The organism is Pseudomonas sp. 8(2025) (assembly GCF_052665325.1).
This window is the reverse complement of the sequence record NZ_JBQOIE010000033.1, coordinates 17,963-27,641: the sequence shown is the minus strand read 5'-3', so window position 1 is coordinate 27,641 and position 9,679 is coordinate 17,963. Positions and strand designations below refer to the sequence as shown.

Sequence of the window (9,679 nt, the reverse complement as noted above, 5' to 3'; positions counted from 1 at the left end):
TGTCCCCTTCGTCTAGTGGCCTAGGACACCGCCCTTTCACGGCGGTAACAGGGGTTCGAGTCCCCTAGGGGACGCCACGTTTACCCGCTCTGCGGGATTTTTAAGGGTCATTCAATCATTGAATGACCCTTTTGTTTTTCTGGCCTTCGGCCAATTTCTCTTTCTTCCTCAGCCTGCGCTTCTGACCGACGGTCACACTGGCGGCTTGCGGAAAATTATTATGAGAATAATATTTTTTCCGTAATATTCGGAGGTAACGATGAACGACAAAAAAGCTCAAACCCGCGAACGTATTCTCCAGGCCGCCAGTTCTGCACTGATCCAGCGCGGCCCGGCCGAACCGAGTGTGGGTGAGGTGATGGGGGCTGCCGGCCTGACTGTAGGCGGCTTCTATGCGCACTTTGAGAGCAAGGATGCGCTGATGCTGGAGGCTTTCACTCAGTTGCTTTCCCATCGACGCGGCCTGCTCGATGAAATGGATGCAAGCCTCAGCGGCGAAGAGCGCCGGGCGTTGGCAGCGGCGTTCTATCTGTCGCGCAAACACCGCGACTCCACCGAGCAGGCGTGCCCGATTCCAGCCTCGGTCGGCGAATTGGGGCGCTTGCCCGAGAGCTTTCGCAAGGCCTTGAACGAACACATGGAGCTGATGGTCGCGCAACTGGCTGCCAGCCCCGAAGATACCGACAAGGCCTTGGCCGACATGGCGCTGATGGTTGGCGGCCTGTCCCTGGCGCGGGCCTTGGGGCCCGGCGAGTTGTCCGATCGTTTGCTGCGTGCCGCCAAGTCGGCGGTGCTATGACCTGAAGTGCAACGGCGAGGTAGGTGATGAGCAGATTGAGCTGGATTCGTGGCGTCAATGGCACTCTGGGGTGGGTGGCGCCGCAATGGGCGGCGAATCGGATGCGTCATTTGTTCATGACCCCTCGCGAGCTGCCGCCACGAAAGTGGGAGTTGCCCCTGCTGGCGCGTGCCGAGCGCCTGACCTTGCGTTTCGGGCTTTCAGCCTTGCGTTGGGGTCAGGGGCCGACGGTATTGCTGATGCACGGCTGGGAAGGGCGGCCCACGCAGTTTGCCAGCCTGATCGACGCCCTGGTGGCCGCCGGTTATACCGCCGTGGCGCTGGATGGCCCGGCCCATGGTCGTTCCCCGGGCGATGAGGCAAACGTGGCACTGTTTGCCCGGGCGATGCTGGAGGCAGCAGCCGAATTGCCGCCCCTGCGCGCGGTGATCGGCCACTCCATGGGCGGTGCCAGCGCCATGCTCGCGGTGCAATTGGGCCTGCGCACCGAAACCCTGGTCAGTATTGCCGCGCCGGCACGTATCCTGGCCGTGTTGCGCGGTTTTGCCAGCTACATGCGGTTGCCGCCCAGGGCGCGTTCCGCCTTTATCCGCCAGGTGGAGAAGAAGGTCGGAATGCGCGCCGCCGCCATGGACGTGGCCCAGTATCAGTTGGATATGCCCGGCCTGATCATTCACGCCGAAGATGACCTCTTCGTTCCGGTCAAGGAATCGGAGCTCATCCACCAGGCCTGGTTCGACAGCCGTCTCCTGCGCTTGAGTGAAGGTGGCCACCAGCGGATATTGGCCGACTCCCGAGTGGTGGATGCGGTGGTGGCGCTGGTCAGTGGACGGCATCTGCAAGCGCGCCAATCGGCCTGAGCATCCGTTACACTGCCCCGGTCAAAAAAACTGACCGGGAGTCGGGCATGAGTTGGGATCTGGCAACGCCATTCGTCATCGATCTGCAGGTGGCCGCCGAGGATATCGATGGCCTCGGGCACGCCAACAATGCGGTCTACGTGACCTGGCTGGAGCGTTGCGCCTGGCGACATTCGCAACGCCTGGGGCTGGACCTGGCCGAATACCGGCGCCTGGACCGGGCGATGGCCGTGGTGCGGCACGAGATCGATTACCTGGCGGCGGCCTATGAAGGCGATGAGCTGCAACTGGCCACCTGGATCGTCGATTGGGACCAGCGCCTGAAGATGACCCGGCGTTTCCAGCTGATGCGCCCGAGCGACGGTACAACCCTATTGCGGGCCCAGACCACCTTTGTCTGCATCGAGCTGTCCACCGGCAAGCCCAAGCGCATGCCCGCCGAGTTCCTGGACGGTTACGGCCCGGCCCTGCAGGGCGCCTGACACCTCCCTGTGCCCGTGCAGGCGCCGGCTTGCCAGCGAAGGCGCCTGCAACGGCTGGCGCGCCCCTGTAAAACTCCTGCTGAAGGTCGAAACCCAGTAAACTGGCGGACGTTTTTTTGCCCGTTTTCTTGTCGAGTGTGTTTCATGCAAATTGCCCTGGCGCCCATGGAGGGGTTGGTCGACAACATCCTGCGGGATGTACTGACTCGTGTTGGCGGGATCGACTGGTGTGTCACCGAGTTCATCCGCGTCAATGACCGCCTGTTGACGCCTGCCTACTTCCACAAGCTCGCCCCCGAACTGCTGCACGGTGCACACACCGCGGCCGGCGTGCCGCTGCGAGTGCAGTTGCTGGGTTCGGACCCGGTGTGCCTGGCAGAGAACGCGGCCCTGGCCTGTGAGCTGGGCAGTGAGGTCATCGACCTGAACTTCGGTTGCCCGGCCAAGACCGTCAACAAGTCCCGGGGCGGGGCGGTGCTGCTCAAGGAGCCCGAGCTGCTGAACCAGATCGTCGAGCATGTACGGCGTGCGGTGCCGGCGCACATTCCGGTCACGGCGAAAATGCGCCTGGGCTTCGACAGCCCGGATGGCTCGTTGGTCTGTGCCACAGCGCTGGCCGAGGGTGGCGCCGAACATATCGTGGTGCACGCGCGGACCAAGGTCGACGGCTACAAGCCGCCGGCCCATTGGGAGTGGATCCCGCGGGTGCAGGAAGTGGTCAAGGTGCCGGTGTTCGCCAACGGGGATATCTGGAGCGTCGAGGACTGGCGCCGTTGCCGGGAAATCAGCGGCGTCGAGGACATCATGCTGGGTCGCGGGCTGGTTTCGCGTCCCGATCTGGCCCGGCAGATTGCCGCAGCCCGGGCCGGTGAAGACGTGGTGGAAATGTCCTGGGCCGACCTGCAGCCGATGCTCCAGGATTTCTGGGCTCAGGTAGTGGTGCAACTGACCCCGCGTTCGGCGCCGGGGCGCCTGAAGCAATGGCTGGCGATGCTGACCCGCAACTACCCGGAAGCGGTCGAACTGTTCACCGCCCTGCGCCGGGAAACCGAGCTGGATCAGGTCGGGCGCCTGTTGGGCATGCCCCGGAGCGAGGCGGCGTAAAAAATTTTTAAGGCATGTCTTGAAACGCTGGAGCCCATCCCTATCTCTTGGGTACGCGATGCCGAATTCGGGTCGCGGAGATAACCACTCGCTGAATAATCAGGAGAAACACCCATGAGTACTGCATTTTCCTTGGCTCCACTGTTCCGTTCCTCTGTCGGCTTCGACCGTTTCAATGATCTGTTCGAATCGGCACTGCGCAACGAACCAGGCAGCAGCTACCCACCCTACAACGTTGAGAAACACGCTGACGATCAATACCGCATCGTCATTGCCGCCGCCGGTTTCCAGGAAGAAGACCTGGAACTGCAAGTGGAAAAAGGCGTGTTGACCGTGAGCGGTGGCAAGCGCGATGCCAATGAAAGCGTCACTTACCTGCACCAGGGCATTGCCCAGCGTGCATTCAAGCTGTCCTTCCGCCTGGCCGACCATATCGAGGTCAAGGCCGCGGCCCTGAGCAACGGTCTGTTGAATATCGACCTGCTGCGGGTTGTGCCGGAAGAGGCCAAAGCCAAGCGCATCCCGATCAACGGTGCGCAGCAGGCGGCTCTGCAACACTAAGACCGCTGCAAAAAAAGGGCGCCCTGGTGGCGCCCTTTTTCGTGCCTGTCATTCCAGCAGCTTCTTGAATTCGCTCAGCGGCAACGGCCTGCTATGGAGGAAACCCTGGTACAGGTGGCACTCCAGGCCCTGGAGGAATTCGAGCTGCTGCGGGGTTTCCACGCCTTCGGCGATGACCTTGAGGTTCAGGCTGCGGGCCATGGCGACAATGGCCCGGATGATTTCCGCATCGTTGGGGTCGTGGGTCGCATCGCGTACGAAGGACTGGTCGATCTTCAAGGTGTCCACCGGCAAGCGCTTGAGGTAGGTCAGGGACGAGTAGCCGGTGCCGAAGTCGTCCATGGCAAAGCTCACTCCGAGTTTCTTCAGCCGGCGCATCTTGTTGATGGTGTCTTCCAGGTTCTGGATCACGATGCCTTCGGTGATCTCCAGCTTCAGCAGGCTCGAGGGCAGTGCGTAGGCGTGCAGGCTGTGTTCGACCCGCTCGACAAAGTCGGTCTGGCGGAACTGCCGCGGGCTGATGTTGACGCACAGGCTGAAGTGCTGGGGATCCACCAGTTTCTGATCGATCAACTGGCTGAAGGCCAGGCAGGCCTCGTCGAGAATCCAGGTGCCCACTTCGAGGATCAGGCCGCTGTCCTCCAGCACCTTGATGAACTCGGTCGGCGACTGTGCGCCCAACTCCGGGTGTTGCCAGCGCACCAAGGCTTCGGCGCCGACGATGCGGTTATCGCGGGCGTCCACCTGGGGCTGGAAGTGCACGCTGAATTCGCCCCGGGACAGGGCCAGGCGCAGGTCGGTTTCCATGCGCAGGCGTTCGCTGGCGGCTTTTTGCATGGTGTTGTGGAACATCTGGGTGGTGTTGCGCCCTGAATCCTTGGCCCGATAAAGGGCGATGTCGGCGCGCTTGAGCAGGTCGGTGGGGGTCGAGCCGTGGTCGGGAATCAGTGCCACACCGATGCTCGGGGTGACCTGCAGGCGCTGGCCATCGAGGAACATCGGTTCGGACAGCAATTCGCGCAGGGTGTCGGCCAGCTGGCGGACCTGTTCGCTGACTTCGTTGCGCGTGCCCTCAAGGCCACTCAGCAGGACCACGAACTCATCGCCGCCCAGGCGTGCCACGGTGTCTTCCATGCGCACGCTGGCTTCGAGCCGGGCGGTGATGATTTTCAACACGGTGTCGCCCACCGGGTGGCCCAGGGAGTCGTTGATGTGCTTGAAGTGATCGAGGTCGAGAAACAGTAGGGCACCGCGCAGGTTATGACGCTTGAGCAGGGCAATCTGCTGGCTCAGGCGGTCCATCAGCAGGGCGCGGTTGGGCAGGTTGGTCAGGGGGTCGTGGTAAGCCAGGTGGCGGATCTGTGCCTGGGCGTTCTTCAGCAGGCTGACGTCCCGGGCGGTCATTAGCAGGCAGGGCGTTTCGTTGAGGGTGATGGGTTCCACCGAGACTTCCAGGGTGAGGATTTCCCCGCGCTTGTTGCGCCCGAGCATTTCCAGGTGGTGCACCCGGCCCTTGATCTGGAGCTCCGCCAGCAAGGTGGAGAGTTGCGCTTCTTCGGCCCAGATGCCGATCTGGTACATGGTGCGGCCGATCACCTCGTCGTTGCGGTGGCCGGTCAGGCGGCAGAAACCATCGTTGACTTCCAGATAGCGGCCCGTGTCGCGCTCGGTGATGCTGATGGCATCAGGGCTGGAGTGAAAGGCCTTGGCGAACTTCTCTTCGCTGGCCTTGAGGGCCGCCTCCGAGCGCTGCTGCTGGGTGATGTCCCGCAGGTTGGTGACGATGCAGGGCTGCTTGTCCACGGTGATCAGGCGGCTGGAAATGATGCAGGTCAGCGGCTGGCCGTTCTTGTGGTGGACCACCACTGCCACATTATTCAGCGCCTGTTCGCGAATCACCTGCTCGATGCGCCGCAGGCGCGGCGCGGCGTCTTCCCAAAGGCCGATCTGTTCGGCGCTGCGGTTTAGCACTTCGTCCAGGGTCCAGCCGAAGGTCTGGGTGAAGCTGGAGTTGATCTCGATGAACTGACCGGTTTCCAGCAAGGTCACGCAGATCGGGTCGGGGCTGACCTGGAACAGGCTGGCGAATTTCTCTTCGGAGGTGATCAGGCGCTGTTCCCGTTCCACCTGCTCGGTGATGTCCAGCAGAGTGCCGGCCATGCGCAGCGGGCTGCCCTGTTCGTCGCGGTAGAGGCGGGCGCGGCTTTCCAGGTAGCGCGAGCTGCCGTCCTCCAGTTGCACCCGGTAGGTCAGTTGATAGTTACCCGCCGGGCCTTCGCGCAGGCTGCGGTAGGCATCGCGCATGGAGTTGCGCTCTTCGGTGGGTACGCCTTCGAAGAAGGCGTCGAAGGATTCATGGAAGGGGATGGGTTCCAGGCCGTGCAATTGCGCGGCGCGGGCCGAGCCGTAGAGCATGCCGCTGGGAATGTGCCAGTCCCAGGTGCCCAGTTGCGCCGAATCCAGGGCCAGGTCCAGGCGTTCCTGGCTGTCCTTGAGCGCCTGTTCGGATCGTTTGCGCTCGCTGGTGTCGAGAAAGGTGCTGAGCAGGTAGGCCTTGCCCTCCAGTTCAACCTTCTGGGCACTGAGGATGCCGTCATGGATCTGCCCGTTGCTGGCGCGAAATTGCACTTCGAGGCTGGCGGCCTGGCCCTTCTTCTGGACCGCCTTGATCAGTTGGGCGCGCTGTTCGGGGTTGACCCACAGGCCGATCTCCAGGGTGGTACGGCCGATCACGTGCTCGGCGGGCCAGCCGAACTGGCTTTCGAAGTACTGGTTGGCCTCGCTGATCAGGCCATCTTCCAGGCGGGTCAGCAGCACGGTGTTGGGGCACAGGTGAAACAGCGTGGCAAAGCGCTTTTCCGAACTGCTGAGGGCTTCTTCGCGTTGGCGCTGGTGGGTGATCTCGCGGATAACCCCGATCATTCGCGGCTTGCCGTGCTTGTCCGGTAACACGCTGCCGTTGATCTCCAGCCAGTGCAGGCTGCCGTCGGGCCAGCGGATGCGGTGGTGCATGGCGTGTTCCAGCGGCGCGCCGGCCAGCACTGAATGAAAGGCGCGAATCGTCCTGGCCCGGTCCTCGATGGGCAGCAGGTCGAGGTATTCGAGGTTTTCCGGCAAAGGCTGGCGCGGATCGAAGCCGAACAGCGCCTGGGTGCCCCGGGACCAGCTGATCTGCCCGCTTTCAATATCCCAATACCAGGCCCCCAGGCGCGCACCATTGAGGGCGGCGAGCAACTGCGGTGCGTTTTCCCAGCTTTGCTCCGACTCCCGGGGGTCGACAGCATGGATACGCGGCAAGGGCGGAATACGGTCAGCGGGTTTGGGCATGGAGGTCAGGCCTTGAGCTGAGTCATTCGTCGGGTGCGGGATACTCATGGCGCTGCGGCGTGGCACGGGCGATACCCGGAGTGTTATGCCGGGTTCCCTGGCCAATCGACTTGTGCATCCAGTAAGGCCATGAAAGCCCGCGCAGCGTTCGAAAGTGTCCGTTCGGTATGCAGGATATAGCCTAGCTGGCGGTGCAGCTGTATGCCCGGTAAAGGAATGCGCGCCACCTGGTCGTCGAGCATGGTGCGTGGCAGCACGCTCCAGGCCAGGCCGATGGACACCATCATCTTTATAGTTTCCAGATAGTTAGTACTCATGGCGATGTTCGGCGTCAGGCCCTGGGCTTCAAACAGGCGTTGGACAATATGGTGGGTAAAGGTATTGCCGCCGGGGAAAACCGCGGGATGCAGGGCAATATCCGCCAGGCTCACCTGGCCGCTGCTGACCAGCGGGTGTTCCGGCGCGGCGACGAAGTCCAGCGGGTCGTCCCAGACCGCGGTGGCCTTGACCAGGGAGTGGGGCTCGGGGGCCAGGGTGATCACTGCCAGTTCGGCGCGGCCATGGAGGATTTCCTCGTAGGCCACTTCGGAGTCGAGGAACTGGATGTCCAGGGCCACTTGCGGGTAGCGCCGGGTGAAGGCCCGCAGCAATGGCGGCAGGCGGTGCAGGCCAATGTGATGGCTGGTGGCCAGGGTCAGGCGCCCACTGACTTCGCCGGTGAGGTTGGTCAGGGCGCGGCGGGTGTCATCCAGCACATTGATGATCTGGTAGGCCCGGGGTAGCAGGGCACGCCCGGCCTCGGTCAGGCCGATCTCCCGCCCCAGGCGGTCGAACAGCCGCACGTTGAGTTGCTGCTCCAGGCCGGCGATGCGTTTGCTGATGGCTGGCTGGGTCAGGTGCAGGCGTTCGCCGGCGCCGGAAAAGCTGCCGGTCTCGGCGATGGCTATAAAGGCGTTGAGGTTGGCCAGGTCCATGGTTGCATTCCAGTTGGTTATCCAAAGCATGAAAAATATGAATTTGAGTTATTTAATCTAACGCCATAGGATCGGCCTCACAAGCCAAAGGGTTATTGATCGGCGCACGATCGGAGCCCGGGGCATAGAAACAAGCTGATGAGGAATGGTCCGATGGCCGGCAAGACGCTCTACGACAAGCTCTGGGATTCGCATTTGGTCAAGCAGCGCGACGATGGTTCGGCGCTGATCTATATCGATCGTCACATCATCCACGAAGTGACCTCGCCGCAAGCCTTCGAAGGCCTGCGTCTGGCCGGGCGCAAGCCATGGCGCATCGATGCCAACATCGCCACCCCGGACCACAACGTACCGACCACGCCGGAGCGCAAGGGCGGGATCGAAGCGATCGCCGACCAGGTTTCCCGCCTCCAGGTGCAGACCCTCGACGACAACTGCGATGAATACGGCATTGTCGAATTCAAGATGAACGACGTGCGCCAGGGCATCGTCCACGTGATCGGCCCGGAGCAGGGCGCCACCTTGCCGGGCATGACCGTGGTCTGTGGTGACTCCCACACCTCGACCCACGGTGCTTTCGGCGCCCTGGCCCATGGCATCGGCACCTCCGAGGTGGAGCACGTCCTTGCCACCCAGTGCCTGGTGGCCAAGAAAATGAAGAACATGCTGGTGCGCGTGGAAGGCACCTTGCCTTTCGGCGTGACCGCCAAGGACATCGTCCTGGCCGTGATCGGCAAGATCGGCACCGCCGGCGGTAACGGCCATGCCATCGAGTTCGCCGGTAGCGCGATTCGCGAGCTGTCCGTCGAAGGCCGCATGACCATCTGCAACATGTCCATCGAAGCCGGTGCCCGTGTCGGCCTGGTGGCGGCGGACGAAAAGACCGTGGCATACGTCAAGGGACGTCCGTTCGCCCCCAAGGGCGCCGAATGGGACTTGGCCGTCGAGGCCTGGAAGGACCTGGTGTCCGATGCCGACGCCGAGTTCGATACCGTGGTCGAGCTCGATGCCACACAGATCAAGCCGCAGGTCAGCTGGGGTACGTCCCCGGAAATGGTCCTGGCGGTGGATCAGAACGTACCGGACCCGGCCAAGGAAATGGATCTGGTCAAACGCGATTCCATCGTCCGCGCCTTGAAGTACATGGGCTTGAGCGCCAACCAGGCGATCACCGACATTCAGTTGGACCGCGTCTTCATCGGCTCCTGCACCAACTCGCGGATCGAAGACTTGCGCGCCGCCGCGGTCATCGCCAAGGGCCGCAAAGTGGCTTCCACCATCAAGCAGGCGATCGTGGTGCCGGGCTCGGGCCTGGTCAAGGCGCAGGCCGAATCGGAAGGCCTGGACAAGATCTTCCTCGAAGCCGGTTTCGAATGGCGTGAGCCGGGCTGCTCGATGTGCCTGGCGATGAACCCGGACCGCCTGGAGTCCGGCGAGCATTGCGCCTCGACCTCGAACCGCAACTTCGAAGGGCGCCAGGGTGCCGGTGGGCGTACCCACCTGGTCAGCCCGGCCATGGCCGCCGCCGCCGCTGTCAGCGGTCGTTTCGTCGACGTCCGTGAATTGATCTAA

General features: G+C 62.8%; 8 protein-coding genes and 1 tRNA gene. 7 read left to right on the top strand and 2 right to left on the bottom strand.

Features of this window, described 5'->3' with window-relative positions:
* Position 1 precedes the first annotated feature (1 nt).
* The 6 genes from ACUXVH_RS31290 to ACUXVH_RS31265 all read left to right on the top strand — a co-directional run bounded on the left by ACUXVH_RS31290 (position 2) and on the right by ACUXVH_RS31265 (position 3,806).
* Positions 2–77, top strand: a tRNA-Glu gene (locus tag ACUXVH_RS31290).
* A 182-nt stretch (positions 78–259) separates the two neighbouring features.
* Positions 260–799: a TetR/AcrR family transcriptional regulator gene (locus ACUXVH_RS31285; RefSeq protein WP_011060368.1), complete on the top strand. Its 540-nt coding sequence runs from the start codon at positions 260–262 to the stop codon at positions 797–799.
* Between the two features lie 26 nt (positions 800–825).
* The gene (locus ACUXVH_RS31280) at positions 826–1,659 is read left to right on the top strand and encodes an alpha/beta fold hydrolase (RefSeq protein WP_011060369.1); all 834 of its coding nucleotides are present in this window, start codon (positions 826–828) and stop codon (positions 1,657–1,659) included.
* Between the two features lie 47 nt (positions 1,660–1,706).
* Complete coding sequence (locus ACUXVH_RS31275; protein WP_011060370.1) at positions 1,707–2,141, top strand: acyl-CoA thioesterase; 435 nt, start codon at positions 1,707–1,709, stop codon at positions 2,139–2,141.
* 144 nt (positions 2,142–2,285) lie between these two features.
* On the top strand, positions 2,286–3,245 hold the full coding sequence (locus tag ACUXVH_RS31270) for a tRNA dihydrouridine synthase (RefSeq protein ID WP_015634892.1): 960 nt from the start codon (positions 2,286–2,288) through the stop codon (positions 3,243–3,245).
* Positions 3,246–3,359: 114 nt separating this feature from the next.
* Positions 3,360–3,806, top strand: coding sequence for an Hsp20 family protein (locus tag ACUXVH_RS31265; protein ID WP_011060372.1), 447 nt, complete (start codon positions 3,360–3,362; stop codon positions 3,804–3,806).
* A gap of 48 nt (positions 3,807–3,854) precedes the next feature.
* Here the strand turns inward: ACUXVH_RS31265 and ACUXVH_RS31260 are convergent, their stop codons facing one another.
* Both ACUXVH_RS31260 and ACUXVH_RS31255 read right to left on the bottom strand, forming a co-directional pair.
* A complete protein-coding gene (locus tag ACUXVH_RS31260) occupies positions 3,855–7,133 on the bottom strand; it encodes an EAL domain-containing protein (protein WP_011060373.1) in 3,279 nt (1,092 codons plus the stop codon).
* Between the two features lie 83 nt (positions 7,134–7,216).
* A complete protein-coding gene (locus ACUXVH_RS31255; RefSeq protein ID WP_011060374.1) occupies positions 7,217–8,107 on the bottom strand; it encodes a LysR family transcriptional regulator in 891 nt (296 codons plus the stop codon).
* A gap of 153 nt (positions 8,108–8,260) precedes the next feature.
* On the opposite strand from ACUXVH_RS31255, the gene leuC reads away from it, so the two are divergent.
* Positions 8,261–9,679, top strand: coding sequence for a 3-isopropylmalate dehydratase large subunit (gene leuC, locus ACUXVH_RS31250; protein WP_065363480.1), 1,419 nt, complete (start codon positions 8,261–8,263; stop codon positions 9,677–9,679).

Coding starts and splice junctions, on each gene's coding strand:
- ACUXVH_RS31260 (WP_011060373.1), bottom strand. CDS start 7,133: ATGCCCAAACCCGCTGACCGTATTCCGCCCTTGCCGCGTATCCATGCT.
- ACUXVH_RS31255 (WP_011060374.1), bottom strand. CDS start 8,107: ATGGACCTGGCCAACCTCAACGCCTTTATAGCCATCGCCGAGACCGGC.
- leuC (WP_065363480.1), top strand. CDS start 8,261: ATGGCCGGCAAGACGCTCTACGACAAGCTCTGGGATTCGCATTTGGTC.
- ACUXVH_RS31270 (WP_015634892.1), top strand. CDS start 2,286: ATGCAAATTGCCCTGGCGCCCATGGAGGGGTTGGTCGACAACATCCTG.
- ACUXVH_RS31285 (WP_011060368.1), top strand. CDS start 260: ATGAACGACAAAAAAGCTCAAACCCGCGAACGTATTCTCCAGGCCGCC.
- ACUXVH_RS31265 (WP_011060372.1), top strand. CDS start 3,360: ATGAGTACTGCATTTTCCTTGGCTCCACTGTTCCGTTCCTCTGTCGGC.
- ACUXVH_RS31275 (WP_011060370.1), top strand. CDS start 1,707: ATGAGTTGGGATCTGGCAACGCCATTCGTCATCGATCTGCAGGTGGCC.
- ACUXVH_RS31280 (WP_011060369.1), top strand. CDS start 826: ATGAGCAGATTGAGCTGGATTCGTGGCGTCAATGGCACTCTGGGGTGG.